Origin of the sequence: Lysobacter sp. Root494 (assembly GCF_001427225.1) — a bacterium.
In the GTDB taxonomy this organism is placed as follows: domain Bacteria; phylum Pseudomonadota; class Gammaproteobacteria; order Xanthomonadales; family Xanthomonadaceae; genus Agrilutibacter.
On the sequence record NZ_LMFH01000008.1, the window covers coordinates 118,269 to 144,295 of the forward strand.

The window sequence follows — 26,027 nt, forward strand, 5'->3', positions numbered from 1 at the left end:
GGCGGTTTTCAGAACGCCTCTTCGAACGCCACCGCACCGCTGATTCCCACCTGGTACGCCGACACGCGACGCTCGAAGAAATTGGTCAACTCCTGCACGTCCTGCAGGTCCATGAACGGGAATGGATTCTTCGTCCCAAATTCCGGCGCCATGCCGAGCGCGGCCAGGCGCAGGTCGGCGACATATTCGAGGTACTGGCGCATCTCGCGCGACGACAGTCCGTTCACACCGCCGGAGAGCACGTCATCCGCGAAGCCGGCTTCCACTTCGATCGCCTCGCGCAGCATCGCGCGCACGTCGCGTTCCATGCCGGCATCGAACAGGCCCGGATCCTCGCTCCGCACTGTGCGGATCACTTCGAAAGCGAAGGCCATGTGCCCGGACTCGTCGCGGAAGACCCAGTTGGTTCCGGCGGCGAGCCCCGGTAGCAGGCCGCGCGAGCGCAGGAACCAGACATAGGCGAACGCGGCGAAGAAGAACAGCCCTTCGATGCAGCACGCGAAGCAGATCAGGTTGAGCAGGAACGCGCGGCGCTGCTCGCGTGTCTCCAGTCGCTGCACGGACTGGATCGAGTCCATCCATTTGAAGCAGAACGCGGCTTTGCTCCGGATCGAGGGAATGTTCTCGATCGCGTCGAAGGCCTCTTCGCGGCGTGCCGGGTCGGGAATATAGGAGTCGAGCAGCGTGAGGTAGAACTGCACGTGCAGTGCTTCCTCGTATAGCTGTCGCGACAGGTACATGCGCGCCTCGGGCGCGTTGATGTGCTGGTAGAGGTTCAGCACCAGGTTGTTGGCGACGATCGAATCGCCCGTGGCGAAGAAGGCGACCAGGCGTTCGATCAGGTGGCGGTCGGCGGCGCTGAGCTTGTGGCGCAGGTCGTTGAGGTCGATGCCGAAGTCGATTTCCTCGACGGTCCAGGTGTTGCGGATCGCGTCCTTGTACATCTCGTAGAACTGCGGGTAGCGCATCGGCCGCAGGGTGAGGGCGAAGCCGGGATCGAGGAGATGGGATCGGGTTGCGGCGGACATGCGGCGGTCTCCGGAGAATGGAAGCCCTCTCCGCTACGCGGAGAAGTTGAAGGTGCGGGGAGCGGCGGGGCGTCGCTAACGGATCCACTTCCTTGTGGTTTTGGACGCCGCCCCACCGTCCCCGCATGGGCAGTTACTGGCAGGCCTCGCAGGCCTCCGGGTTTTCCAGCGAGCAGGCCAGCGCCTGTTGCTCGGTGTAAGCAGGCGCAGCAATCGTGGCCTTCGCAATGCGCGTCGCCGGACGCGACCGCAGGTAATAGGTCGTCTTCAGCTTCGACTTCCACGCATACATGTACATGGACGAGAGGCGGCCGATATTCGGACTCTCCATGAAGAGGTTGAGCGACTGGGACTGGTCGAGATAGGGACCTCGCGCGGCAGCCAGGTCGATCAGCGCTTTCTGCGGCAACTCCCATGCGGTGCGGTAGACGGCCTTGAGCGCTTCGGGAATCCCTGCCACGTTCTGGACGGAACCTTCAGCCAGCTTGATCGCGTCGCGCGTGGCTTCGGTCCACAGGCCGAGCTTCTTCAATTCCTCCACGAGATAGCGGTTGATCTGCAGGAAATCGCCCGACAGCGTCTCGCGCTTGAACAGGTTGGATACCTGCGGCTCGATGCATTCGTAGCAGCCGGCAATCGACGCGATCGTCGCGGTGGGTGCGATGGCAATGAGCAGCGAGTTGCGCAGGCCATGTTGCGCGACACGCTGCTTCAGCGCCTCCCATGCGCCGGTTTCCGTAGGAGTTACGCCCCACAGGTCGAACTGCAGTGCGCCGGTCGCCGCGCGCGTTTCCGCGAACGACGGATGCGCGCCCTGCTTCTCGGCCAGTTCGCACGACGCCTCCAGCGCATGCAGGTAGATGCGCTCGGCAATCTTCGTGGACAGCTGCAGCGCGTCGACCGAATCGAACGGCAGGCGCAGTTTGAAGAACACGTCCTGCAGGCCCATCACTCCAAGTCCGACGGGGCGCCAGCGCAGGTTGGAGCGACGCGCGGATTCGATCGGATAGAAGTTGAGGTCGATCACGCGGTCGAGCTGACGCACCGCGACGCGCACGGTTTCGGCGAGCTTGTCGAAATCGAACGCCATCTTTCCGTCGTCGAACTGCGCCACGTGCTGCGCAAGGTTGATCGACCCCAGGTTGCACACTGCCGTCTCCTCGGCGGAAGTGACCTCGAGGATCTCCGTGCACAGGTTGGACAGGTGCACCGTACGGCCTGGGCCGACCTGGTTGCAGGCTCGGTTGGAGGCGTCCTTGAACGTCATCCAGCCGTTACCGGTTTCGCCCAGCACCTTCATCATCCGGGCGTACAGCTCGCGCGCCTTGACTGTCTTCGCGGCGAGGCCCTGCTGTTCGGCCTGCATGTAGGCGCGCTCGAAGGCTTCGCCCCACAGGTCCACGAATTCCGGCACCGCGTACGGATCGAACAGCGACCAGTCGCCGTCGGCCTCCACGCGCTGCATGAACAGGTCCGGCACCCAGTTGGCGAGATTGAGGTTGTGCGTGCGGCGCGCCTCGTCGCCGGTGTTCTCGCGCAGCTCGAGGAATTCCTCGATGTCCGCATGCCAGGTTTCCAGGTAGATGCACGCCGCGCCCTTGCGCTTGCCGCCCTGGTTCACCGCGGCGACCGACGCGTCCAGCGTCTTCAGCCACGGCACGATGCCGTTGCTGCGCCCGTTGGTGGACCGGATCAGCGAGCCGCGCGAGCGTATGCGCGAATAGGCTTGTCCGATGCCGCCGCTGAACTTCGACAGCTGCGCGACTTCGCCGTAGCGCGCGTAGATATCGGTCAGCGAATCCTGCGGCGAATCGAGCAGGAAGCAGGACGACAGCTGCTCGTGGCGCGTCCCGGAATTGAACAGCGTCGGCGAACTGGGGATGTAATCGAGCGAGGCCATCAGCCGGTACAGCTCGAGCGCCGACGCCGGCGAATCGGTCAGCGCGACCGCGATGCGCATGAAGAAGTGCTGCGGCGTCTCGATCACGCTGCGGCGCTGCGGGTGCTTGAGCAGGTAGCGGTCATACAGCGTGCGCAGGCCGAAGTATTCGAAGCGCTGGGTCTGCGCGGCATCGATCGCGTCGTTGAACTTGCGCGCGTTGGCCTCGACCGTTTCGCGCACACGGTCGTTGATCAGACCGAGTTCATGGCCGAGGACAATCGACTGCGAGAACGAATACACGCCCAGGCCTGCGACTTCCTTGTCGATGTATCCGGCGAGCAGGCGCGCGGCGAGGCGCGCGTATTGCGGTTCCTCCGCAGTGAAGGCGGCGGCGGTGCGGATCGACAGTTCGTCGAGCTCGCGCGTGGTCGCGCCGTCGTAGATGCCGGCGATGGTCTTGAGCGCGACCCGCATCGGGTCGATTTCGTTGAGGCCATCGCAGCAGCGCGTCACCGCGCGCACGATCTTGGCGACGTCGACCGGTTCGCGGCGGCCGTCACGCTTGGTGATGGTCATCGTTGCCGGTGCATGCGGCGGCGTCAGCGCAAAGCTGCCCTGCGACGTGCTGGTAGGCGACGAATTCGTGGAAGCAGGCGATGCGTCTTCGCCGACCGGTGTTCCGGTCGCGATTTCGGCAAGTGTTTCGGTATGCATGGCTGTCCTCTCCGTAGAAGGTGGAGAAGAAGCGAAAGCGGTCGCACGCGTTGCGATTGGGTGCCAAACCCGTCGCGACGACGCACGCACCAGCCCCCGCCCCCTCGGGCGGGCCGGCTTCAACGCGGAGAGATGGAATGAAATGCACGAACGGTGCGACGACGCGGGACGAACGTGTCCGCATGATCGACCGTCGCTCCCCGCGGAGACGCCTGGCCAAGCGGTAGTTCGCGAAGCGCGCGATGGAATGCGGCGACACGGAGACTTCCGGTCGTGGCAGGTTTTCGGGCTTCCGGTCGTGCGGTTCGCGATGCGAGCCGTCTTCCTACTGCGCGTCGCTTCCCAGCTGCATCCCCTTGGGGATCGGGCCAGTGCCATTGACGCGGGTCGTTACCAGTTACCGCTGCGGGGCAGCTCCGGAATCGGCTTGCTCATGTGCGAGCGCGCCTCACCGGATTCCCTTTAAGCCTTCCCCTGGCGGGGTCGGCACCATCGACGACCACAAGATAGTGTGGTCATTCGAATCGGTCAACACGAAATGTTGATTACCTTGTCTTGCCAGCAAGACCCCGTCGCTCGCGGCGCAGGAAGCGCAGCAAGGCCTGCTCCCACTGGCGTTGGCCGCGCGCGTCTTTGGTGAACGCATGCAGTCGCCCGGCTCCCCACGCGTCGAGCACCACCGGATCGATGTACGACTTGCGGCACACCGCGGGCGTGTTGCGCAGCTGTTTGGCCACTTCGGCAATCACCGCGTTGCGCGTGGCTGCGATGCTGCGCTGGCTAGGCTGCGGATCCGCGTCGCCGGGGTCCGCTTCGCGCGCGAGCAGTCGCATCGCGGCAAGCGTGCCACCCCAGGTGCGAAAGTCCTTTGCGGTGAAATCGGCGCCCATCGCGTCGCGCAGGTAATCGTTGACCATGCCGGAGTCGATCGGCTGCACATGGCCGTCGTCGTCTTCGTACTGGAAGAGTTGCTGGCCGGGAAGTTGCTGGCAGCTCCGAACGAGCCTGGCGAGACGCGTGTCGTCCAGAACGACGTCGTGCTCCAGCCCGCCCTTGCCACGGAAGCGCAGCCGCGCGCGCCCACCGCGCAGGAATTCGACATGGCGGTTGCGCAGCGTGGTCAGGCCAAAGGCCTTGTTGCCGCGCGCGTATTCCTCGTTGCCGATGCGAACCATCGTGTCCGCCATGATCGCGACCACCACCGCGAGCACCTTGTCTCGCGGCAGCCCGGACATCGCGAGATCGCGGCGCAAGCGCCGCCGCAGCCGCGGCAGCGAACTGCCGAAGGCGACGATGCGGTCGAACTTCTCCGCGTCGCGCACCTCGCGCCAGCGCGCGTGATAGCGGTATTGCTTGCGACCGCGCGCATCGCGTCCGGTCGCCTGCAGGTGGCCGTTGGCGCGAGTGCAGATCCACACGTCGCGGTACGCGGGCGGGATGGCCAGTGCGCGGATGCGAGCGAGCGTGTGCGTATCGCGAATGGATTTGCCGCTGCTGTCGAGATAGACAAAGCCGTTGCCGGAGCGGCGGCGGCGGAAACCGGGGTCAGCGTCGCTGACGTAGACGAGGCCGCCTTGCACTGCGGATTCGAGCGCGGCGTCGATGGCGTCGCCGTTGCTTGCGGGCTTGCTGGCTGGCATGCGCGCAGGATCGGGCGTGCTGCGTCAACGTGATGAGCAGCCGTGAAGGAATCCGTGCTGCCGCGCGTCGACTTCGCCGCCGCGCCCCTCATCCGCCCGTTGGGCACCTTCTCCCCGCAAGCGGGGAGAAGGAACCGCAGTCGCTCCGCAGAGCAATACCCCTCTCCCCGCTTGCGGGGAGAGGGACCGCTTCGCGCAGCGAAGCAGGGTGAGGGGAAGTGGCGTGAACGGAAGCGAGGCGGTGCATTGCGCCAGCTTCGCCGCCGCGCCCCTTTATCCGCCCTGCCCTCAACGGCCTGTCGGCCGTTTCGACCTTCTCCCCGCAAGCGGGGAGAAGGGAAACATCACGGCGAGAGAAGGAAAAAAATCGCGGCGGCTCGATCTCTTCACCAAAAACAGAAGCCGCCCGAAGGCGGCTTCTTCAAACACTACGATGTAACGAATTCCGCGCGGCTTACTTCGCCAACCGCTTCGCAATCGCCGCGCCCAGGTCGCCCGGCGACTTCACCGTGGTGACGCCGGCCTTTTCCATCGCGGCGAACTTGCCTTCCGCCGTGCCCGAACCGCCCGAAGCGATCGCCCCGGCGTGGCCCATGCGCTTGCCCTTCGGCGCCGATGCACCGGCGATGAAGCCGACCACCGGCTTGGTGACGTATTCGGCGATGAACTCGGCTGCTTCTTCTTCGGCGCTGCCGCCGATCTCGCCGACCATGATGATGCCTTCGGTCTGCGGATCGTCCTGGAACCACTTCAGCGCGTCGATGAAGTTGGTGCCGTTGATCGGGTCGCCGCCGATGCCGATGCAGGTCGACTGGCCGAGGCCGACATCGGTGGTCTGCTTTACGGCTTCATAGGTCAGCGTGCCCGAGCGCGACACGATGCCGATCTTGCCCGGCATGTGGATGTGGCCCGGCATGATGCCGATCTTGCATTCGCCGGGCGTGATCACGCCGGGGCAGTTGGGACCGACCAGCACGACGTCGTCGTAGCCGTTGAGCGTGTTCTTCACGCGCAGCATGTCGAGGACCGGAATGCCCTCGGTGATGCAGACGATGACCTTGATGCCGGCATCGGCGGCTTCGAGGATCGCGTCGGCCGCGAACGGCGGCGGCACGTAGATGACGGACGCATCGGCGCCGGTTTCGGCGACCGCATCGGCGACGGTGTTGAACACCGGCAGGCCGAGGTGCTCGGTGCCGCCCTTGCCCGGCGTCACGCCGCCAACGACCTTGGTGCCGTAATCGAGCATCTGCTCGGCGTGGAAGGTGCCCTGCGAGCCGGTGAAGCCCTGGACGATCACCTTGGTGTTCTTGTTGATCAAAACGCTCATGGGATCGTTATTCCTTACTTGCCGGCGACGGCCGCAACGGCCTTCTTCGCGCCGTCGTTGATGTCGTCGGCGGGGGTGATGGCCAGGCCGGAGTTCTTCAGCAGCTCCTTGCCGGCTTCCACGTTCGTGCCTTCGAGGCGGACGATGACGGGAACCTTGACGTCGACTTCCTTGACCGCGGCGATGATGCCTTCCGCGATCATGTCGCAGCGGACGATGCCGCCGAAGATGTTGACGAAGATCGCCTTCACCTTGTCGCTCGACAGGATCAGCTTGAAGGCTTCGGTCACGCGTTCCTTGGTGGCGCCACCGCCGACGTCGAGGAAGTTCGCCGGCGAACCGCCATTGAGCGAGATCACGTCCATCGTCGCCATCGCGAGGCCGGCGCCGTTGACCATGCAGCCGATGTTGCCGTCCATCGTGACGTAGTTGAGGTCGTACTGGCTGGCGCGGACTTCGGTCTCGTCTTCCTGGCGGATGTCGCGCATCGCGGCCAGTTCGGGGTGGCGGAAGGTCGCGTTGTCGTCGGAGTTGATCTTGCCGTCGAGCACGGCGAGGTTGCCGTCGGTGAGGATGGCGAGCGGGTTGAGTTCAACCAGCGCCAGGTCCTTGTCGTTGAACAGCTTGTACAGGCCCAGCATGATCTTGCTCAGCTGGTTGACCTGCTTGGCATTGAGGCCGAGGGCAAAGCCGAGTTCGCGCGTCTGGTACGGCTGCAGGCCCTGCACGTAGTTCACGTGCAGCGTCTTGATCGCTTCGGGCTTCTCGTGCGCGACCTGTTCGATGTCCATGCCGCCTTCGGCGGAGGCGATGAAGGTGATCGACTTGGTACCGCGGTCGACGAGCACCGACAGATACATTTCCTTGGCGATGTCGGTGGCCTGGGTGATCAGCACGCTGTCGACCGGCAGCTCCACGCCGGCGGTCTGGTAGGTCGCCATCTTCGTGCCGAGCATGCCCTTGGCGTAGTCGCGGACCTGATCCAGGGTCTTGGCGAGCTTCACGCCGCCGGCCTTGCCGCGGCCGCCCGCGTGGATCTGGGCCTTGACGACCCAGAAGTCGCCGCCGATGGCCTTGGCGGCATCGACCGCCTCTTCCGGCGTGCGCGCTACGCGCCCGGCCGGCACCGCAATGCCGTAATCGGCAAAGAGCTGCTTTGCCTGGTATTCGTGGAAATTCATGCGTCACCGAGGGGAAGGAAAGAACCCGCGCCGGAATCGCGGCCGTGGGCCGCCGCGCGAGGGGCAGCATTGTCGCCGATCGGGGAGGACGGGGCAAAACGCCCAATCCCATCCATTGGTAGAAGGCGGCCCACCTATACTCGGCCCGCGCCACACCCAGGGACTCCCGCTTGCCCACTCGCCCCGCCGACGAAGCCGACAGCGCGCTGCGCCGCGAGTTGCATTTCTTCACCCTGTACCGGTTGCTGGAAGCGGCGATCCTGACCTTCCTGCTGTTCGGACCGATCCGGCAGTACCTGAGCGAACCGCGCGACGAAGGCATCGCCAAGACGACGGCGATCATCTATCTCTTCGCCGCGACCCTGCTCTTCCTGATCCGCAAGCGCGGCGACCTGCAGCTGCAGGCGCTGATCGGCATCGCCTTCGATCTGTTCTTCGGCGTGCTCGCGGTCTATGCGATGCCGAACACGCGCGCCGGCATCGTGCTGATGCTGATGTTCAACGTCGGCGCCGCGGCGCTGCTGCTGCCGGCGCGATTCGGGCTGGGCATCGCCGCGATCGCGGCGACGGGACTGCTCTTCGATTACTTCTGGAATCTGGCCGCCGGCGCCATCACCCCCGGCATCGGCGAGCCGCTTATGTACGCGATGGGCTACATCGCCGTTGCCACGTTGACGAACGTGCTGGGGCGACAGATGCGCCAGAGCGTCGACCTGGCCGAACGCCGCGGCGAAGACATCGCGTCACTGGCCGAAGTGAACGAACTCATCATCCGCCGCCTGCGTACCGGCGTGCTGCTGGTCGATCAACGCGGTCATCTGCGGCTGGCCAATGAGGCCGCGATGCTGCTGCTCAGCGATACCAACGAGCATCCCGGCGAAGGCCGCGACCTGCGGCTGGCCGCGCCAGCTCTCGCAAAACGCCTCGACGACTGGCGCAAGAACGGCCGCGCCGATGACACGCCGCTGCAGCTCGCACCCGACCTGCCGGACGTCGTGCCGCGCTTCACCCGCCTGCGCGCGGGGAGCGACCAGGCGCTGATCTTCCTCGACGACACCAGCATCGTGTCGCGGCAGGCGGAGTCGATGACGCTGGCCACGCTGGGCCGTTTCTCCGCCAGCCTCGCGCACGAGATCCGCAACCCGCTGGCGGCGATCAACTACGCGGTGCAGTTGCTCGAGGAATCCAAGGACCTGCCCACCGCCGACCTGCGCCTGCTGCAGATCGTGCGCCAGCAGGGACAGCGCATGAACGGCATCGTCGAGAACGTGCTGGGTCTCGCGCGTCGCGAGCCGGCCAAGCCCGAGCATGTCGAACTGATGGCGTTCGCACGCCGCTTCGTCGAGGACTACGTGGCCAGCCATCCGCTGGAACACGACACCCTCAACGCGACTGGCGCCGCCACGACGCTGACCACGCTGTTCGATCCACGCCAGCTGCACCAGATCCTCACCGCGCTGGTCTACAACGCCCTCATCTATGGACGCATGCCCGGGCAGTCCGCGCGCGTCACGATTCACGTTGCCGTGGACGAAACAGGGGCGCCGACGATCGATGTGCGTGATCGGGGACCAGGCATACCCGAGTCGGTGGCAGGCCAGCTCTTCCGTCCCTTCTTCACCACCTCGGGGCACGGCACCGGCCTCGGCCTCTACATCGCGCGCGAACTGTGCCGCGCCAACCAGGCCACGCTGGAATACGTGTCGATGCCGGGAGGCGGCGCGTGTTTCCGGATCGGCTGTCCGGCGCCGAGTCCGTTGCTGGGGAGTGGTTGAGATTGCGGAGCGACGCGCCTGTTTTCCGCGCCAGCCGCAAGCTGCTGCGTCCTGCGACTGACGCATGAGTGGATTACGCGCTCGCGCGAATGCCTCGGCGCACTCGCGCGCGATACCGCATCGGGCTTGCCGCGGGAATAACGCAGGCCCGTTCGGCCTCAATCCGGCCCAACCGTTCACTTTGCGTAAAACGGGAATCAGGGAACGGGACCACCGTCGCTTGGTCCTGTCCCCGTCATTCCGTTATCGTGTCGCACGCGGAGGGGTGGATGACCGACACACGTAGTGCATTGATAGTCGACGACGAGCGCGATATCCGCGAGCTGCTCGTCATGACGTTGGGCCGCATGGGCCTGCGATGCGACACCGCCGCCACCCTCTCCGACGCGCGCGCCCAGCTCGCGGCCAATTCCTATGATCTCTGCCTGACCGACATGCGCCTGCCCGACGGCTCGGGCATGGACCTCGTTGCCGAGATCAGCCAGAAGCACCCCAACACCCCGGTGGCGATGATCACCGCCTTCGGCAATGTCGAAGCCGCGGTGGAAGCATTGAAGGCCGGCGCCTTCGACTTCGTCGCCAAACCCGTCGACCTGCCGGTGCTGCGCGATCTCGTGCGTCACGCGCTGGATCTCCACGAGAAGCGTCGTACCGCGAACAATGCAGATCCGGTCGCCACGCGCTTCTTCGGCGACTCTCCCGCAATCGTCGAACTGCGCCAGACAATTGCGAAAGTGGCCCGTAGCCAGGCGCCGGTCTACATCGCCGGCGAATCGGGCGTAGGCAAGGAACTCACCGCCCGCACGATCCACGAGCAGGGGCCGCGCGCGAGCGGGCCCTTCGTTCCGGTCAACTGCGGCGCGATTCCCGCCGAACTGATGGAGAGCGAGTTCTTCGGCCACAAGAAGGGCAGTTTCACCGGCGCCCACGCCGACAAGCCCGGCCTGTTCCAGGCGGCCGACGGCGGCACGCTGTTCCTCGACGAAGTCGCCGAGCTGCCCCTGCCGATGCAGGTCAAGCTGCTCCGAGCCATACAGGAAAAATCGATCAAGCCGGTCGGCGCGAATGCCGAGATCAATGTCGACGTCCGCATCCTGTCGGCAACGCACAAGAACCTCGCGGCGCTGGTCGAGGACGGCCGCTTCCGCCACGACCTGTACTACCGCATCAACGTCATCGAACTGCGCGTCCCGCCGCTGCGTGAACGCCTCGAAGACCTGCCGGGCCTGGCCGAACGCGTCCTGGTCCGCCTCGCCGCTTCGCAGCACCGCCTGGTTCCTGCCCTTTCGCCCGAAGCCCTGGAAGCACTGCGCGCGCACCCCTTCCCCGGCAACGTGCGGGAACTCGAGAACATCCTCGAACGCGCCCTGGCCCTCGCCGACGGCGAGCGGATCGAAGCCAGCGACCTGCGCCTGCCCAAGCCGGCACCGGCCGCTGCGGCGGCAGCCGTCGCCGGCCATTCGCCCGTTTTCGGCGCACCGCCCCTCCTGCCCCCGCAGGCGCACCCCGCGCCCGCCGTTCCGGCTTCCGTCCGCGCGACCGGCACCCACGCCGCCATCGACCCCCGCGCCCTCAACCCCCGCGACACCGCCAGCAGCCGCCTGCCCGAGTACATCGAGCAGATGGAACGCCAGGCGATCGAGCAGGCGTTGCAGGAGAACCGGTTCAACAAGACGCGGACGGCGCAGGCACTGGGGATCACGTTCCGGGCGTTGCGGTACAAGTTGAAGAAGCTCGGGATCGACTGATCCGCAGGACGCGTTGGAACCTGGTTGTTCCGCGGCCTGACCCGACTCCGGCATACAATCGTCGCGCGATTCAGGCGCTGGAGAGCCACGTGAGGTTGAGAAGACTGGCGCTTCTCAAGGAACTCAAAACCTCCAAAAACTCGCCAGCCGCAGGGCGGACTGCGCCTTGCCCAGAACGCGGCGCGACCTGGAGCTGGCATACGTCTGTCGGACGCCACGATCTTGGACATGGACAAGGACATTGGCAGCCCCTAGTCGTGCTTGCTCCGCAAACCTTGACCCAGTACGGCACTAGCTGACCAGAAGCGTCACTTCGCAATTGGCGACTGCCTTCCCTGAGTCCAACCACGTGACACCCCGCTCAGTTTGAGATGCAAATTCCCGCTGGCCGGTATTGGCACGCGCTCTGCGTATAACCTCATGCACGTGCGGCATGCACGGCAGGCCGACGGGCCGGGTGAAAACCGGCTGTGGCACGTGAAGTTCAATCACTCCTAGGGGAAACACCATGAAGAAGCAGCAGGGCTTTACGCTGATCGAACTGATGATCGTGGTTGCGATCATCGCCATCCTGGCCGCCATCGCGCTGCCGGCTTACCGCGACTACACCATCAAGGCCAAGGTCACCAATGCCATCGGCTCGGTGGCGGGTGAGAAGATCAAGGTCGGCGAGAACTTTGGCGCCGGCGAAACCAACCTGTGCACCGGCATGCTTACTACCATCTGCACCGACGCGAGCGGCACGCTGGAAGGCTCGTACCAGACGGCGGCGATCACGCTGGAGCCGCAGCTCCCCGCCAACCCGGGTGGCCGCATCATCTGGCATTGCAGCGGCACCTTCGGCGGCACTGCGCTGACCAATACCCAGAAGCCGGCGGCTTGCGACAACACGGCGGCAGGGGAATAAGCCTTCCGCTCTTTAGCAGTCCGAATCCCGGGGATTCCCCGGGATTCTTTTTTATGCGGCACCGACTGATGGACTCGCTCAAACCCACCCCCCTGATGCTGCTCGTGGCAACGGCCGTCGCCACCGTGCTGGTGTACTGGCACGGGCTGGCCGGGCCGTTCCTCTTCGACGACTACCCCAACCTCCGGCACATCCCCTTGTGGCTGGACGGCAAGCTGGGGCTTTACGCGCTCCTGTTCGAACGCGGTGGCGGCGCCTTCGGCCGGCCGCTGTCGATGGCCACTTTCGCGCTGAACGCCAAGCTTCTGGGCTACACCCCCTTCACCTTCAAGCTCGTCAACCTGGCGGTGCATCTGCTGATCGGCGGGATCGTCTTTTCCTTGGCCCGCCGCGTGCTGCAGCTCGATGCAGCACTGCGCCCTTGGGCGGCATGGCTGGCGAGCACGGTGGCGGCCTTGTGGCTGTTGCACCCCCTGCATGCCAGCACGGTGCTGTATGCCGTCCAGCGCATGGCGCAGCTGTCGACGCTGCTGGTGCTGTCAGGTCTATGGCTCTACCTTGGACTCCGCCAGGAAATTGTCCGGACTTCTTCCCGGTACGCCACGGCGGGGGTGTTCTTGGGCATCCCACTGCTTACCGTGTGCGGCTTCCTGGCCAAGGAGAATGGCGCGCTCCTGCCCTTGCTGTGCTGTGTCATGGAACTGTGCATGTTCCCGCGCGCCGGGCGCCCCCGGAGCATCAAGGGCTTCCTCTGGGCCTTCGGCGCGCTCCCCCTTGTCGCGGGCGTCGCCGTCTTTCTTTCGCGCCCGGAAAGATTCCTGGCCGCGTACACGGGGCGCGACTTCGATCCGTACGAGCGCGTGCTCAGCCAGGGACGGGCGCTGTGCGACTACATATCGCAGCTGCTACTGCCCAATCCATCGCGCATGGGCATATTCACGGACGACTTCGCCATTTCCAAGGGCTGGTTCGATCCTCCGACCACCTTCCTTGCATTCGCCGCGCTTGCCATCGCCAGCATAGCCGCGTGGCGTTTCCGCAGGTACTCGCCAGCGGTGGCGTTCGGCTGGGCGTTCTTCCTCGTCGCCCACTCCCTTGAAGCATCCATCGTTCCCCTCGAGCTCTACTACGAGCACCGCAACTATCTGCCATCGTTCGGCCTGCTGGTTGCCGTCGTCGCGCTGCTGGCGCTACTTGCATCTCGCTTGGCACGACAGGGCGTGCGCACGAATCGAATCGCCAAGATGGCAATGGCGGGCATGCTGGTGGTATTTGCGATCAGCACGCACGGCCGCGCCCTGGTGTGGCGGAACTCGCTGACCATCGCGACAGCCAGCCTGTTGTCCCATCCTGAATCGATCAACGCGAACTCCTACGTCTTCCTGCACGCGGTCACGCTGCGGGATGCCCCCGCCGCCAACCGCGTAGTTGCATCGTTGATGGCGTCGGAACGGCCACGCAACCGTGCATTGGGGCACCTGTATCGAGCGTATGCGGGTTGCGTAGTAGAGGGGAGGGCCGATGCCCAAGACCTGGAAGCCTTCGCAACGCTTTCGCCTCCGCCGGTCACCATCCCGGAGAGCCAGCCGTTCTATCGGCTCTACAACATCATCGCGACAAACAAGTGCGAGGGCGTGACCGATCGACAGATCGGCTCCGTGATCCAGCGTCTTGCCGACCGTTCCGAGCGCACGACCGGCCAAGCTGTCGCACCTCTTCGTTATCAGTCGGCTGCATATTTCGCCCGTGCCCAAGCCTGGACAGAGGCGGAAGACCAGGCCAAGCGATCCATGCAGCCCGGCACACCCGTCGTCTACACCGTGCCCCTTGTGCAGGCCTACCTCGCAACGAACAGGGTGGAGCTGGCGCAACGTACGCTTCAAGAGGCGAAGATGCGCGTCGACTGGTCAAACTCCGCGGAGGCGGACTTGATGCGCCGGATCGAACAGCAAGTACAACTCCTGAAAGGCCAGCCGCAATCAAAACCAGCGCAAGGCAGCTCGATTGGAGCAGACTGAGCCACGCTGCCTGCAAGCAGGAGCGGCGATGCCCGCCTGCGGATTGCGTGCCAGATCCCGTAACAGGATTCCCATTCAATCCAGACCACGGAGCCGCCGATCAACTCGGGAAACGCGATGTAGTCTTTGAGCCGCTACAACCAGAAGAACGGAACTGGAAGCACATCGTGGCCGCCACCATCGAAACCCCACTCGTCAGCATCGGCCTTCCCGTCTATAACGAGGAGCGCTTCATCGACGCCACGCTGGCGTCATTGAGGCAGCAGGACTACCCGTACATCGAGATTCTCGTCTCGGACAATGCATCAACGGATCGTACCGTCGAGATCTGCAAGAGACACGCGGCCGAGGACATCCGCATCCGCATCAAAGTGCAGACAAGTAACTCCGGAGTAACGCCCAATTTCGAAAATGCGTTGGCAATGGCCAATGGACGCTACTTCATGTGGGCAGCCGGCCACGATCTGTGGACCCCGAATTTCGTCTCCGAATGCGTCGCGCTGCTCGAGCGCCAGCCGGGCGCTTGCCTGGCGTTTGGCAGCTCACGGTGGATCACTGGCGATGGAGAACCGCTACCGATCGAATCGGGTTGGACCGACACTCGCGGCATGAGCGCAGTGGCCAGGGCATTCACGATCTTCTGGGGCAACATGCATCCTGTCGTCGGGATGATCCGTACCGCCGACCTTCGCGCTTGCCTGCCGCTACACCAGCTTGCAGGTGGCGACCTCGTGCTCCTGATGCAGCTCGCATTGCGCGGGCACTTCGTGCACGCCACGCGGGCGGAGTGGTGCCGGCGGGAGTTCCGCATGGAAAAGAGCCATTCGGAAAAGCTCAAGCGCTATGCCGGTGCCAGCACCAGGATCGTGCGCTCTCCGCTGGGGAAGCTGTTTCCGATGCTCGAACTCCCGGCCGCCCTGGTAAAAGTGCTGATGAAATCCAACCTCCCGGCGTCGGACAAGGTATTGGCGCTAGCTACGCTAGCCCCGTCGCTTCCCCTGCGATATCTCGTTGGCAAGCGCGGCCAAGCCTGAGTGGTCACCATGCGGGACGGCTACTCTTGGTTTCGCCACGCCTTGGCAAGCGCACGCTGGGTGTTCGGTCCTTTCGCGGTTTTGTTTCTGGTCGTAGCGGGCATCGGTGCTCGCGGAACCTTCGAGAACGTCGTCCGTCACGCGCACTGGCCAGCGCTCATCATCGCCGTGCTGCTGTGGTCCGCATTGCACCTTCTCAGCCCCGCCTTCACCTGGGTGGTACTACGGGGCTTCGGCACGAATGTGCGTTACGTAGATGCCTTGGCGATCCATGTGAACCGGCTTCCGGCGCGTTATCTGCCGGGCGGAATCTGGCACACGGTATCCCGGGTGGTCGACCTTCATGGAAAAGGAGTGAGCCGCACGCAATTGGCGACGATGGTGGCGCTCGAGAACATACTGCCCGTGTCGGTTGCGCTGGTACTAGGCGGCGCCTTCCTGCTTGCGGCCGGACAGGACTCGCGTCCCGGTGCTGCCTGCATGATGGGCGGTGTCGCGATCCTCGCTTGCTTGCCGGCACTGCTACGTCATCGGGCTGTCGCCGATTGCCGGATGGCTGGTGGTACTTACTTCCTGGCGATCAGCATCACCGCTGCCTTCTGGCTTGTCGCTGCCACTGCCTTTGCCCGCTACTGGCTTGCGTTCCCGGCGCAGGCAGAGTCCGGATTGGCCGACATCTATGCCGCCTACCTGCTCGGTTGGGCTTCCGGATTCATCGCCGTATTCGCCCCCCAAGGCTTGGGCGTATTCGAATCGGTGGCAGGCGCGTTGCTGCGTGGCGCGCTGCCATTCGCGGGGGCGACGATGCTGGTCGCGGGATTCCGCGTGACGATACTGGCAGCAGATGTGATCGCGTATGCGCTTTTTTCAGCCGTCCGGTTTGCAAGGCGAAAAACGCACGTTGACACCATCTCCAACGGTCGGCTCTAATCAAAAACCGGGGGCCACGACAATGTCTGGCATATCTTTTGGGGGGCATGCAGCCACCTCTGGTCAGTGGATTTGCAAGCCATGAAAGCAGTCATCCTTGCTGGCGGACTCGGCACTCGCATCAGCGAGGAAACCATCGTGCGTCCCAAGCCGATGATCGAGATCGGAGGTAAGCCGGTGCTCTGGCACCTCCTCAAGGCGTACTCCCATCACGGCATCAACGACTTCATCATCTGCCTCGGCTACAAGGGGTACATGGTGAAAGAATACTTTGCCAACTATTTCCTCCATACGTCCGACGTCACCTTCGACTTGGCGCGTAACCAGATGGACGTACATCATCGCCATGCCGAACCCTGGCGCGTGACGCTGGTGGACACGGGCGAGGAAACGCAGACCGGCGGCAGGCTCAAGCGCGTCGCCGAGTTCCTGGACGGCGAAACCTTCTGCTTCACGTACGGTGATGGCTTGTCGGACGTCGACATCGGCAGCGAGATTGCATTCCATCGCGAGCGCGGCGCGTTCGCGACCGTGTGCGCGGTGCAACCCCCGGGACGGTTCGGCGCACTCGACATCGAAGGCAACCGCATCACACGCTTTACCGAGAAGCCGCAGGGTGACGGCACCTGGATCAACGGCGGATTCTTCGTCCTGCAGCCGGAGGTCCTCGCCTATATCGACAATGATGAATCCATCTGGGAGCGCGAACCACTTGAGCGCCTGGCGCGCGATGGGCAACTGTCGGCTTACACGCACAATGGTTTCTGGCACCCGATGGACACGCTTCGCGACAAGAACAAGCTGGAAGAACTCTGGCAAAGCGGGAGCGCACCTTGGAAGGTCTGGGACTAAGCACCCTGTTCGGTGGCGCGTATTCCGGTCGGCGTGTGCTGGTCACCGGACACACAGGGTTCAAGGGTTCGTGGCTCGCGATGTGGTTGCAAGCACTCGGCGCGGAGCTAGCCGGGCTTGCACTGCCGCCCGATACGGAGCCATCGCATTGGCGGCTGCTGGACATGAAGCTCAAGCGCGAATACCTGGTCGACGTACGTGACCGAGGTGGTGTGCTTGATGCACTGCACGACTTCCAGCCCGAGTTCGTGTTCCATCTCGCCGCCCAACCATTGGTCCGGCGCAGCTATCGCGAGCCCGTGGAAACGTTCGCCACCAATGTGCTCGGTCTGGTACACCTGTTGGAAGCTGCGCGCCACTGCGATAGCGTGCGCGTTCTGGTCAACGCCACGACCGACAAGGTATATGAACCCTTCGATGTGCCAGGTGGCTACTGCGAAGACGACATCTTGGGCGGGCACGACCCCTACAGCACATCGAAAGCCTGCGCAGAGTTGGTATCGGCCTGTTATCGCCGCAGCTATTTCGACGGTGCCGACTCGCACGCTGTCCGGTTGGCAACCGCTCGTGCCGGTAATGTCATCGGCGGCGGAGACTGGGCGGAGGATCGCCTGGTACCGGACGTCGTCAGGGCCATGGCTGGCGCCGGTACGGTACGGCTCCGCAACCCCATGTCGACCCGCCCATGGCAACACGTGCTGGAGCCGCTTTCGGGTTACCTCTGTCTCGCGCAGGCAATGATCGAAGGCCGCGAAGCGGGAGGCGCCTGGAACTTCGGGCCCTCGCGCGGCTCGACGATGGCCGTGGGCGACGTGGTTCGACATTTCCAGCATGAATGGCCCGGACTCCAAGTCGAGCATGATGCCGGCCCGCACCCGCATGAAGCGGAGAAACTGACGCTCGACTGCGGGAAAGCCGCCCGCGAACTCGGATGGCATTCAGTGTGGGACGCGGAGCCCACCGTTGCCCACACCGCGCGTTGGTACCGCGATTTTCTCGACGCTGGCCATATCCACAGTCGCCAAGACCTGGATGCCTATGTCGCCAGTGCACGGCGCCAGCGGCAGGCTTGGGCGTCATGAGGATCACCGCCACTCCCTTGTCCGGGCTCGTGACCATCGACACCCAGTCGCATGAAGACAGCCGCGGCCGCTTCGAACGGATCTTCTGCGAGGCAGCGCTGCGCGAAGTGCGCCCAGGCCTCCGGTTCGTGCAGGTGAATCTCTCGACCACCGCGCTGCGCGGTACCGTACGGGGCATGCATTTCCAGCGGACGCCGAGCGCGGAGGCGAAACTGATCAAGTGCCTGCGGGGTTGCGTGTTCGACGTCGCCGTGGACCTGCGCGCCGATTCGCCAACGTTCCTGCGCTGGCACGGCATGGAGTTGAGAGACGACGAACCCCGTGAGGTGTTCATTCCCGAGGGCTTTGCCCACGGATTCCAGTCACTGAGCGATGATGCCCAGTTGCTCTACTTCCACACTCAGCCATGGACTCCCTCGTGCGAAGGAGGAGTCAGGCACGACGATCCGCGTTTGGCGATCAAGTGGCCGCTGCCCTTGGCTCATATTTCCGAGCGCGATCTGGGCCATCCGTTGATCGACGGCAAATTCGAGGGCTTGGACTAATGGATTGCCGCTTCTGCGCAACGCCGCTTGTCGATGTCTTTCTCGACCTCGGTACATCGCCTCCGTCCAATGCGTACCTTGCACTGGAAGCGTTGCAGTCGCCAGAGACCTGGTTTCCGCTCAAGCTGTTCACATGCAGGCAGTGCCATCTGGTGCAGGTGGACGAGGTGCAGGGGCATGCTGAGCTGTTTGCGTCCGATTACGCGTATCACTCCTCATACTCGCGTTCGTGGCTCGAACATGCCCGGCGTTACGTGGACAAGGTGGTACCTCGGCTTGGCCTGGGTCCGGACAGCCTTGTCGTCGAACTGGCCTCCAACGACGGGTACTTGCTCCAGTACATGGCGGAAAGATCAGTCCCCTGCCTTGGCATCGAGCCCACGGCGGGCACCGCCGCCGTCGCGCAATCCAAGGGCATAGACACGCTGGTGAGGTTCTTCGGCCGGCAACTGGCCGACGAGCTTGTCACCACACGCGGCCACGCCGACCTCATCGTAGCCAACAATGTCCTGGCCCACGTCCCCGACATCAATGATTTCGTTTCCGGCATCGGCCGACTGCTCTCTCCAGCCGGCACAGTGACTGTCGAATTCCCGCACCTGCTCGAACTGGTCGAGAAACATCAATTCGACACCGTTTATCACGAGCATTTCTCCTATCTCTCCCTCAGGACCGTGCAGGCGATCTTCGCCGCGCATGGCCTGCGAATCTGGGACGTCGAGGAGTTGCAGACGCACGGTGGTTCGCTACGGGTATGGAGTTCGCACGCTGGAGCGACCTACGCCAAGACGTCCAATGTCGAGCGCGTGCTCCAAAGGGAACGCGATGCCGGGATGTCCACAATGGAATGGTACGAGGGCTTCCAGAAAGTCGCAGAGCAAGCCAAGAACGCGTTCATAGCGTTTCTGCTGGAGCAGAAACGCGCAGGCAAGACCCTTGCGGCCTATGGTGCGGCCGCAAAGGGAAACACCTTGCTCAACTTCGCCGGCATAAGGAGCGACCTGATTGCCTTCGTTGCCGATGCGTCTCCGTACAAGCAAGGCCGGTTCCTGCCGGGATCCCGCATTCCCGTGGTCAACGAGCAACACCTGCGTGACGCACGACCTGATTTTGTCGTCGTGCTCCCATGGAACCTCAAACAGGAAATCACCGAGCAGCTCTCCTACGTCCGTGAGTGGGGTGGGCAGTTCGTCTTCGCCATACCGCAGTTGGCAACTGAATGAACCAGAATCCACGGATTCACTACACCAAGCCCTCCATAACCGAACTGGAGGTAAGTTACGCGGTCGACGCGGCGGCCAACGGCTGGGGCGAGCATTGCTACGACTACATCCATCGCTTCGAAAGGATGTTTCGCGAGCACATAGGCGTCACCCACGCCATCGCCACCTCGAGCGGCACCGGCGCGCTTCATTTGGGGATGGCAGGTCTTGGCATTGGGCCCGGTGACGAAGTAATCCTTGGCGACATCAACTGGATCGCATCGGCCGCGCCCATCGTGCATCTTGGTGCCACTCCGGTCCTGGTCGACGTGGACGCGGTCTCCTGGTGCCTGGATCCGGTCAAGGTCGAGCGTGCGATCACGCCGAACACCAAAGCGATCCTCGCTGTTCACCTCTACGGCAATCTATGCGAGATCGATGCGCTGCTTGATATCGGCCGCCGCCACGGCATTCCCGTGATCGAAGACGCTGCCGAGGCCATCGGTTCCATCTGGCACGGCCGTCGCGCCGGATCGATGGGTGCATTCGGGGCGTTTTCCTTCCACGGCACCAAGACCATTACGACCGGAGAAGGCGGCATTTTTGTCACCAACGACGATGCCCTTTATGAAAAAGTATTGACGCTTTCCAATCATGGGCGCGCCAAAGGGGAAACCCGTCAGTTCTGGCCGGCGGTGATCGGGTTCAAGTACAAGATGTCCAATATTCAGGCTGCCATAGGATGCGGACAGCTTGAGCGCGTGCACGAGCTGGTCGCGGGGAAGCGCCGCGTATTCGAGGCCTATCGCCGCGCGCTCGGCAGCCTGCCGCTTGCCATGAACCCGGAACCTTCGGGAACGACCAATGGCTACTGGATGCCGACAGCGGTATTCGATCCCGGCTGCGGATTCGATCGCGACAGCCTCCTTTCGGAGTTCCGCGAAGAAAACATCGACGGCCGCGTCTTCTTCTGGCCGCTGTCCACCCTGCCCATGTTCGAACCACGACCAGAAAACCTGGTCAGCCTGTCGCTGTCGCAGCGCGCGATCAACCTGCCCAGTTACCACGATCTGGACCAAGGCGGAATTGAACGCGTGACCAGGATCGTATCCCGCCACGCTGGAGTCGCCCGATGAGCTGGAATGGCGTGCTGGACGATTCGCAACGCGACGCATTCCATCGCGACGGGTTTCTCGTCATCCGCGCCTTCTACGATGTGCAAGCCGACATCGCTCCCATCCAGTTGGGAATTCGTCGTGTAATAGGGCAGGTCTTGCTGCGCCACGGCATCACCAATACCTGCAGGACTGCCGCAGATGCGTCGTTCGATGATGATTACCAGGCGTTGATCGCGAAAGACCGGTCCTTCGGCGGCGAGGTCTACGATGCTGTGAAACAGATCCCGGCCTTCACCCGCCTGCTTGGCAAGCCCGAGCACGAAACGCTGTTCGCGCTGCTGCGCCCAGGCTCCATACCGGGGATCGCGGCAGGTGGCTCCGGCATTCGTATCGACAACCCGGGCGAAGATCAATACAGGGCCGAGTGGCACCAGGAATACCCATCCCAGTTGCGCAGCCTGGACGGCCTCGTTTTCTGGAGCCCGTTAGTGGAGATGACCAATGAGTTGGGGCCGGTGCGTTTCTGCCCTGGCTCACACTTGGCCGGGCCCCAACCGGTGCACACTCATGCATCTGGAAATGGCAAGACCGGCGCTTATGCCGTACGCCTTCGCGACGAGCAGCAATTGCTGGAACGGTATCCGCAGGTCGCGCCGCTTATGTCTCCCGGCGATCTGGCGGTGGTGGACTTCCTGACTCTGCACGCTTCCGGATACAACACCAGCCGCCGATCGCGCTGGTCGATGCAGTTCCGTTACTTCAATTTTGCCGAGCCGACCGGCATGTCCCACGGTTGGAAGGGTTCCTTTGCTGCCGGTGTGGACTTCAGGGCGATCCACCCGGAACTCTGCGCAGACTGAACATGCCAATGCCCTCCTGCTTTGTCTGCGCACATCCCGGTTGCGAGGTCCTCTATCGATCGCAAGGCGATCGATCGCTCACTTCGTTGTGCCAGATCCATCCCGGCCGGACCTCGGTCTATGTGTGTCCAGCCTGTGGACATTGTCAGAGCGACGTCATGGCGGATGTCGACGTCTATTACGACACCGAATACGACATCCTCGTCGACAGCGAGGAAGAGGATCAGATCTACGAAGTGGTGGCGGGCAATCCCCTGTACCGCACGGAGCATCAGGTGCGAACCCTCCAGCGCAAACTGCCACTGGAAGGTCACGTGGCGCTGCTCGATTACGGCTGCGCGAAAAGCTCCACCATTCGCATGCTCGCGACGCTCTCTCCCGGGATAGTGCCGCATTTATATGACGTGAGCTCGCGCTACATTCCTTTCTGGGAAAAGTTTACGCACCCGGCCCATTGGGCAGTGAATTCACCCAAGCCGGAATGGGATTCCTATTTCGATGTGGTGACGTCGTTCTTTTCGCTGGAACATATCCCCACTCCCGCGCGCACGATGCGGGAGATCGCTCGCCTCCTGAAGCCAGGAGGACACTTCTATGCCATCGTCCCGAACGTAGCCACCAATGTGGCTGATCTCGTCGTTGTCGATCACTGCAATCACTTCTCGGCCACTTCGTTGACGCGACTCGTGTCTGACGCCGGCCTCGAGTTGCTCGAGATCGATGCGAACGCGCACAGGGGGGCGTTCGTTGTCGTTGCCATGAAACCCCGGGCGCTGCCAGCTCCTGCAGCGCTCGATCCTGCGAAAGTCGGGCACGTCCGTGCCGAGCTCGCTGGCATTGCCGCATTCTGGGACAAGGCAGCCAGCCGGGTACGAGACTACGAAGCGTCAATAGGCGGTGATGCTGCCATTTATGGCGCGGGCTTCTATGGGGCATTTATCGCCACCAGCCTGTCCAATCCCTCCATCATCAGCTGCCACATCGACCAGAATCCATACCTCCAGGGCCAGACATTCGACGGCAAACCGGTGATAGCCCCAGATGACCTGCCGACAGATGTCAGCTCTATCCTGGTCGGCCTGAATCCGGCCCACGCACGCAAGATCATTTCTGAGGTTGCCGTCCTTCGCGAACGCGATCTGGATTATTTCTTCCTATGAGCAAACATGATGCTGCTCGGCGATAAGGTGATACTTCGCGAATGGCGTGAGTCCGATCTGGAACGATTGTCCGCGCTGCGAAACGACATCGACCTCCAGCGGCTGCTCATGTCCCAGGCCAGGCCCAACTCGGTCGAACGGGTTCGTCAGTGGCTCGTCGAGCGCAGCGCCCGCGATGACATGGTCTTCTTCGTCGTCGCCGACGGCAATGACGAGGCTGTCGGCTATATACAAGTTGCTGCAATCGATCGATTCCACGGCCATGGGGACCTCGGGATCTGCCTATCGCAATCGACCCAGGGCCTCGGCATCGCAGCGGAAGCTTGCCAACTCCTCGAACAGTATCTGATCGACACCCTGGCGCTCCATAAGCTCACACTCAGGGTGCTCGCCGACAATAGCCGCGCGATCGCCTTCTATCGCAAGCACGGATACCGTGACGTGGGCGTTCTCGAGCGTCACTTCCGCGACGGAAACTCCCAGCACGATGTGCTGCTCATGGAACGGTTGCTGCGTCGGTGAACATCGTGATCTCACAGCCGATGCTGTTTCCCTGGATCGGGATGCTGGAGCAAGTCCGGCTCGCTGACTGCTATGTCGACTACGCCGACGTGCAATTCTCCAAGGGCAGCTTCGTCAATCGAGTGCAGGTGAAGACCGGAGCTGGTCCACGCTGGATGACCGTTCCGCTACGCGGTCTCAGCCTCGGGCAGCGCATCGATGAAGTCGCGATCGACGATTCCCTACCTTGGCGCGAAAACCACCTGCAACTTCTGTGCGCGGCCTACGATGGAGCGCCGTATCGAGGTGAGATGCTCGCCTTGGTCGAGGATGTTTACGCAAGGGAATACACCAGCGTCTCGACCTTGAGCCTCGCCTCGTTGATGGCGCTCTGCCGCTACTATGGCCTCGATCGCGAGCGCACATTCGTGCCCTCCTCGCAACTAGGGATCGAGGGAGCGAGCAGCCAGCGAGTTCTTGAAATCGTCCTGAGACTGGGTGGGGACCGCTACATCACCGGGCACGGTGCACGCAATTACCTCGCACACGAGATCTTCGACAAGGCCGGCGTGCGCGTGGAATACATGGATTACCTCAAGGTCCCGTACACGCAACTCCACGGGGAGTTCACCCCGTATGTAAGCGCACTGGACCTAATCGCCAACAAGGGCCCTGATGGTGTCGAATACATCAGGTCCGGGGCGCGCTACTGGAAGGACTTTCTGGATGAACGATGAGATCTCAAAGTTTCAGGCTGAAGTAGCTGGCAACATCGCCGGCCTCAAGCGGGACGCGGATGTCCAGGCCCTGTCGCGAATCTGGCTTCGCGAAATCACCCGTCACAAGTACGCCTACAACTTCAGCTGGATGGGCCGGCCACTCATCCAGTTCCCGCAGGACATGAGCGCCATGCAGGAACTGGTATGGAAGGTGCAACCCGACCTGATCATCGAGACCGGCATCGCCCATGGCGGTTCCCTAATCATGAATGCATCGCTTCTGGCCCTGCTGGACTATGCCGACGCCGCGGCTCTAGGTAACGTCGTTGACCCCGCCAGGCCCAGGCGTCGCGTGGTCGGCGTGGACGTCGACATACGTCAGCACAATCGGGAGGCCATCGAGGCTCATCCGATGGCTAAGTCCATAACGATGATCCAAGGATCGTCCATCGCCCCTGACACCATCGCACAGGTCCGAGCTATCGCTAGGCAGTATTCTCGGGTGATGGTGTGTTTGGACTCCAATCACACGCACCAACACGTCCTCGCAGAGTTGGAAGCCTATGCTCCCCTAGTCACGCCCGGCAGCTATTGCATTGTGTTCGACACGCTGATCGAAGACATGCCTTCGGAGTTCTTTCAAACCAGCAAGTGGGGCATTGGCGACAATCCGAAGACGGCTGTACGCGAATTTCTAGCGGGCCACGACGAATTTGTGGTCGACGAAAATATTGAGGCTCAGCTGCTTATCACCGTAGCGCCAGGCGGGTATTTGCGCCGTAAAGGGTGATTCCCGTAAATATCGGAATCTCACAAATCCCGGCGATAGGTCAACGCGGTGATCTGCTCCGATACCAATCCGATCAGGAACACGATTACTGCAGCACTCAACAACAGCGCGCTCATATTGGTGAAACGACCATAGTGCGCAAACGTCCATCCGTAGTAGCCGACACCCAGCAGCCCGAACGAAATCGCCGTGGGAGCGAACAGCTTGAGTGGCGAGTACAACGTTGCGATCTTGAAGATGATCAACAAAAACCGCACGCCGTCGCGCAGGGGCCTGATGTGGCTGTTAGTACCGATGCGCTTGGTCACCGGAATCGGTACGTAGGTAACCGGATAGGCGCTACGGAAGAATGCCATCGTGCTGGTGGTCGGGTATGAAAACCCATTTGGCAGCAGGTGCAGAAACTCGCGAAAACGGTCCGCACGCACTGCCCGGAACCCCGACGTGAGGTCCGCGACCTCATGGCCCGTCATCCAACTAGCCAGACGGTTGTAGAGTGAGTTGGCTAGGCCGCGACCGACGTTTGCCTGCCCGGCCGCATTGCGGGCACCGACCACCATGTCGTAGCCTTGTTCCAGCCGTTTAAGTAGTTCCGGGATGAACGCAGGATCGTGTTGTCCGTCCGCGTCCATGAAAACCAGAACGTCGCCGGCCGCTTCACGTGCCCCCCGCTTGATTGCCGCTCCATTGCCCATTGAATAGGGCGTTGAGAGCACTTGGGCCCCATGTTGGCGGGCAACCGCGGCGGTTTCGTCAGTGGACCCATCGTCGACTACGATGATTTCCGCATCCGGCATGAAGGCCCGCAGCTTGGGCAATGTCCGGGCCAGCCCCTCTACTTCGTTCTTGGCCGGCAATATCACTGATATCTTCATAGCCCCCCCACGAGGGCACAAAGAGTAACAGCCCGGAGATCGCTGCGAGGGCATTCGTCACATCTTGCGCAGAGACTCCGACGTCGCCAACGTGAACGCGCTCTTGGAGGACTTGATTGCGGTAAAGTCGCAATGG

22 protein-coding genes and 1 riboswitch are annotated in these 26,027 nt (G+C 63.0%); of the genes, 16 read left to right on the forward strand and 6 right to left on the reverse strand.

Annotated features, from left to right (window positions below; translation table 11 throughout):
* Positions 1–8 precede the first annotated feature (8 nt).
* The 5 genes from ASD14_RS13395 to sucC form a co-directional block, all read right to left on the reverse strand.
* Positions 9–1,028 (reverse strand): ribonucleotide-diphosphate reductase subunit beta, encoded by a 1,020-nt coding sequence (locus ASD14_RS13395; RefSeq protein ID WP_056134784.1) that lies wholly within the window; start codon positions 1,026–1,028, stop codon positions 9–11.
* A gap of 133 nt (positions 1,029–1,161) precedes the next feature.
* Positions 1,162–3,486 carry a ribonucleoside-diphosphate reductase subunit alpha gene (locus ASD14_RS13400; RefSeq protein WP_082539014.1) on the reverse strand — a complete coding sequence of 775 codons (2,325 nt, stop codon included), beginning with the start codon at positions 3,484–3,486 and terminating at the stop codon, positions 1,162–1,164.
* A gap of 395 nt (positions 3,487–3,881) precedes the next feature.
* Positions 3,882–4,133: riboswitch (cobalamin riboswitch) on the reverse strand.
* A 36-nt stretch (positions 4,134–4,169) separates the two neighbouring features.
* A complete protein-coding gene (locus tag ASD14_RS13410; protein WP_056134790.1) occupies positions 4,170–5,264 on the reverse strand; it encodes a DNA topoisomerase IB in 1,095 nt (364 codons plus the stop codon).
* A gap of 454 nt (positions 5,265–5,718) precedes the next feature.
* Positions 5,719–6,594: a succinate--CoA ligase subunit alpha gene (gene sucD, locus ASD14_RS13415; RefSeq protein WP_056134793.1), complete on the reverse strand. Its 876-nt coding sequence runs from the start codon at positions 6,592–6,594 to the stop codon at positions 5,719–5,721.
* A gap of 14 nt (positions 6,595–6,608) precedes the next feature.
* The gene (gene sucC / locus ASD14_RS13420; protein ID WP_056134796.1) at positions 6,609–7,775 is read right to left on the reverse strand and encodes an ADP-forming succinate--CoA ligase subunit beta; all 1,167 of its coding nucleotides are present in this window, start codon (positions 7,773–7,775) and stop codon (positions 6,609–6,611) included.
* A 170-nt stretch (positions 7,776–7,945) separates the two neighbouring features.
* On the opposite strand from sucC, the gene ASD14_RS13425 reads away from it, so the two are divergent.
* The 16 genes from ASD14_RS13425 (at position 7,946) to ASD14_RS13500 (ending at position 25,016) form a co-directional block, all read left to right on the forward strand.
* On the forward strand, positions 7,946–9,550 hold the full coding sequence (locus ASD14_RS13425) for an ATP-binding protein (RefSeq protein ID WP_056134800.1): 1,605 nt from the start codon (positions 7,946–7,948) through the stop codon (positions 9,548–9,550).
* Between the two features lie 269 nt (positions 9,551–9,819).
* Positions 9,820–11,298, forward strand: coding sequence for a sigma-54 dependent transcriptional regulator (locus ASD14_RS13430; protein WP_056134803.1), 1,479 nt, complete (start codon positions 9,820–9,822; stop codon positions 11,296–11,298).
* Between the two features lie 508 nt (positions 11,299–11,806).
* Positions 11,807–12,205, forward strand: coding sequence for a prepilin-type N-terminal cleavage/methylation domain-containing protein (locus ASD14_RS16620; protein WP_056134806.1), 399 nt, complete (start codon positions 11,807–11,809; stop codon positions 12,203–12,205).
* Between the two features lie 68 nt (positions 12,206–12,273).
* Positions 12,274–14,223, forward strand: coding sequence for a hypothetical protein (locus ASD14_RS16245; RefSeq protein ID WP_056134808.1), 1,950 nt, complete (start codon positions 12,274–12,276; stop codon positions 14,221–14,223).
* Between the two features lie 167 nt (positions 14,224–14,390).
* Positions 14,391–15,257, forward strand: a complete 867-nt coding sequence (locus tag ASD14_RS16250; protein WP_056134811.1) for a glycosyltransferase family A protein — start codon at positions 14,391–14,393, stop codon at positions 15,255–15,257.
* Between the two features lie 9 nt (positions 15,258–15,266).
* Positions 15,267–16,187, forward strand: a complete 921-nt coding sequence (locus ASD14_RS13450; RefSeq protein WP_082538992.1) for a hypothetical protein — start codon at positions 15,267–15,269, stop codon at positions 16,185–16,187.
* An 81-nt stretch (positions 16,188–16,268) separates the two neighbouring features.
* On the forward strand, positions 16,269–17,039 hold the full coding sequence (gene rfbF, locus ASD14_RS13455) for a glucose-1-phosphate cytidylyltransferase (protein ID WP_056134818.1): 771 nt from the start codon (positions 16,269–16,271) through the stop codon (positions 17,037–17,039).
* Positions 17,021–18,121: a CDP-glucose 4,6-dehydratase gene (rfbG, locus tag ASD14_RS13460; RefSeq protein WP_056134821.1), complete on the forward strand. Its 1,101-nt coding sequence runs from the start codon at positions 17,021–17,023 to the stop codon at positions 18,119–18,121. The genes rfbF and rfbG overlap by 19 nt, the downstream gene beginning before the upstream one ends.
* The gene (gene rfbC / locus ASD14_RS13465; RefSeq protein ID WP_056134823.1) at positions 18,118–18,666 is read left to right on the forward strand and encodes a dTDP-4-dehydrorhamnose 3,5-epimerase; all 549 of its coding nucleotides are present in this window, start codon (positions 18,118–18,120) and stop codon (positions 18,664–18,666) included. The genes rfbG and rfbC overlap by 4 nt, the downstream gene beginning before the upstream one ends.
* Entirely contained in the window at positions 18,666–19,889 is a 1,224-nt protein-coding gene (locus ASD14_RS13470; protein ID WP_056134826.1) for a class I SAM-dependent methyltransferase, read from the forward strand. Before rfbC ends, ASD14_RS13470 begins: the two co-directional genes overlap by 1 nt.
* The gene (locus ASD14_RS13475) at positions 19,886–21,004 is read left to right on the forward strand and encodes a DegT/DnrJ/EryC1/StrS family aminotransferase (protein ID WP_056134829.1); all 1,119 of its coding nucleotides are present in this window, start codon (positions 19,886–19,888) and stop codon (positions 21,002–21,004) included. Before ASD14_RS13470 ends, ASD14_RS13475 begins: the two co-directional genes overlap by 4 nt.
* Positions 21,001–21,846, forward strand: a complete 846-nt coding sequence (locus tag ASD14_RS13480; protein WP_056134832.1) for a phytanoyl-CoA dioxygenase family protein — start codon at positions 21,001–21,003, stop codon at positions 21,844–21,846. Before ASD14_RS13475 ends, ASD14_RS13480 begins: the two co-directional genes overlap by 4 nt.
* Positions 21,847–22,004: 158 nt before the next feature.
* Entirely contained in the window at positions 22,005–23,006 is a 1,002-nt protein-coding gene (locus ASD14_RS13485; protein WP_056134836.1) for a class I SAM-dependent methyltransferase, read from the forward strand.
* Positions 23,007–23,012: 6 nt separating this feature from the next.
* Positions 23,013–23,528 (forward strand): GNAT family protein, encoded by a 516-nt coding sequence (locus tag ASD14_RS13490; protein ID WP_056134840.1) that lies wholly within the window; start codon positions 23,013–23,015, stop codon positions 23,526–23,528.
* Entirely contained in the window at positions 23,525–24,244 is a 720-nt protein-coding gene (locus tag ASD14_RS13495) for a WbqC family protein (protein ID WP_056134844.1), read from the forward strand. The genes ASD14_RS13490 and ASD14_RS13495 overlap by 4 nt, the downstream gene beginning before the upstream one ends.
* The gene (locus tag ASD14_RS13500; RefSeq protein ID WP_056134846.1) at positions 24,234–25,016 is read left to right on the forward strand and encodes a cephalosporin hydroxylase family protein; all 783 of its coding nucleotides are present in this window, start codon (positions 24,234–24,236) and stop codon (positions 25,014–25,016) included. Before ASD14_RS13495 ends, ASD14_RS13500 begins: the two co-directional genes overlap by 11 nt.
* Before the next feature lie 20 nt (positions 25,017–25,036).
* Here ASD14_RS13500 and ASD14_RS13505 read toward each other — a convergent pair whose 3' ends face one another.
* On the reverse strand, positions 25,037–25,891 hold the full coding sequence (locus tag ASD14_RS13505; protein ID WP_056134849.1) for a glycosyltransferase family 2 protein: 855 nt from the start codon (positions 25,889–25,891) through the stop codon (positions 25,037–25,039).
* Positions 25,892–26,027 lie beyond the last annotated feature (136 nt).

Excerpts from the sequence above, each read along its gene's own strand:
- ASD14_RS13395 (WP_056134784.1), bottom strand. The coding sequence starts at position 1,028 with ATGTCCGCCGCAACCCGATCCCATCTCCTCGATCCCGGCTTCGCCCTC.
- ASD14_RS13400 (WP_082539014.1), bottom strand. The coding sequence starts at position 3,486 with ATGACCATCACCAAGCGTGACGGCCGCCGCGAACCGGTCGACGTCGCC.
- ASD14_RS13410 (WP_056134790.1), bottom strand. The coding sequence starts at position 5,264 with ATGCCAGCCAGCAAGCCCGCAAGCAACGGCGACGCCATCGACGCCGCG.
- sucD (WP_056134793.1), bottom strand. The coding sequence starts at position 6,594 with ATGAGCGTTTTGATCAACAAGAACACCAAGGTGATCGTCCAGGGCTTC.
- sucC (WP_056134796.1), bottom strand. The coding sequence starts at position 7,775 with ATGAATTTCCACGAATACCAGGCAAAGCAGCTCTTTGCCGATTACGGC.
- ASD14_RS13430 (WP_056134803.1), top strand. The coding sequence starts at position 9,820 with ATGACCGACACACGTAGTGCATTGATAGTCGACGACGAGCGCGATATC.
- ASD14_RS16620 (WP_056134806.1), top strand. The coding sequence starts at position 11,807 with ATGAAGAAGCAGCAGGGCTTTACGCTGATCGAACTGATGATCGTGGTT.
- ASD14_RS16245 (WP_056134808.1), top strand. The coding sequence starts at position 12,274 with ATGGACTCGCTCAAACCCACCCCCCTGATGCTGCTCGTGGCAACGGCC.
- ASD14_RS13450 (WP_082538992.1), top strand. The coding sequence starts at position 15,267 with ATGCGGGACGGCTACTCTTGGTTTCGCCACGCCTTGGCAAGCGCACGC.
- rfbF (WP_056134818.1), top strand. The coding sequence starts at position 16,269 with ATGAAAGCAGTCATCCTTGCTGGCGGACTCGGCACTCGCATCAGCGAG.
- rfbC (WP_056134823.1), top strand. The coding sequence starts at position 18,118 with ATGAGGATCACCGCCACTCCCTTGTCCGGGCTCGTGACCATCGACACC.
- ASD14_RS13470 (WP_056134826.1), top strand. The coding sequence starts at position 18,666 with ATGGATTGCCGCTTCTGCGCAACGCCGCTTGTCGATGTCTTTCTCGAC.
- ASD14_RS13475 (WP_056134829.1), top strand. The coding sequence starts at position 19,886 with ATGAACCAGAATCCACGGATTCACTACACCAAGCCCTCCATAACCGAA.
- ASD14_RS13480 (WP_056134832.1), top strand. The coding sequence starts at position 21,001 with ATGAGCTGGAATGGCGTGCTGGACGATTCGCAACGCGACGCATTCCAT.
- ASD14_RS13485 (WP_056134836.1), top strand. The coding sequence starts at position 22,005 with ATGGCGGATGTCGACGTCTATTACGACACCGAATACGACATCCTCGTC.
- ASD14_RS13490 (WP_056134840.1), top strand. The coding sequence starts at position 23,013 with ATGATGCTGCTCGGCGATAAGGTGATACTTCGCGAATGGCGTGAGTCC.
- ASD14_RS13500 (WP_056134846.1), top strand. The coding sequence starts at position 24,234 with ATGAACGATGAGATCTCAAAGTTTCAGGCTGAAGTAGCTGGCAACATC.
- ASD14_RS13505 (WP_056134849.1), bottom strand. The coding sequence starts at position 25,891 with ATGAAGATATCAGTGATATTGCCGGCCAAGAACGAAGTAGAGGGGCTG.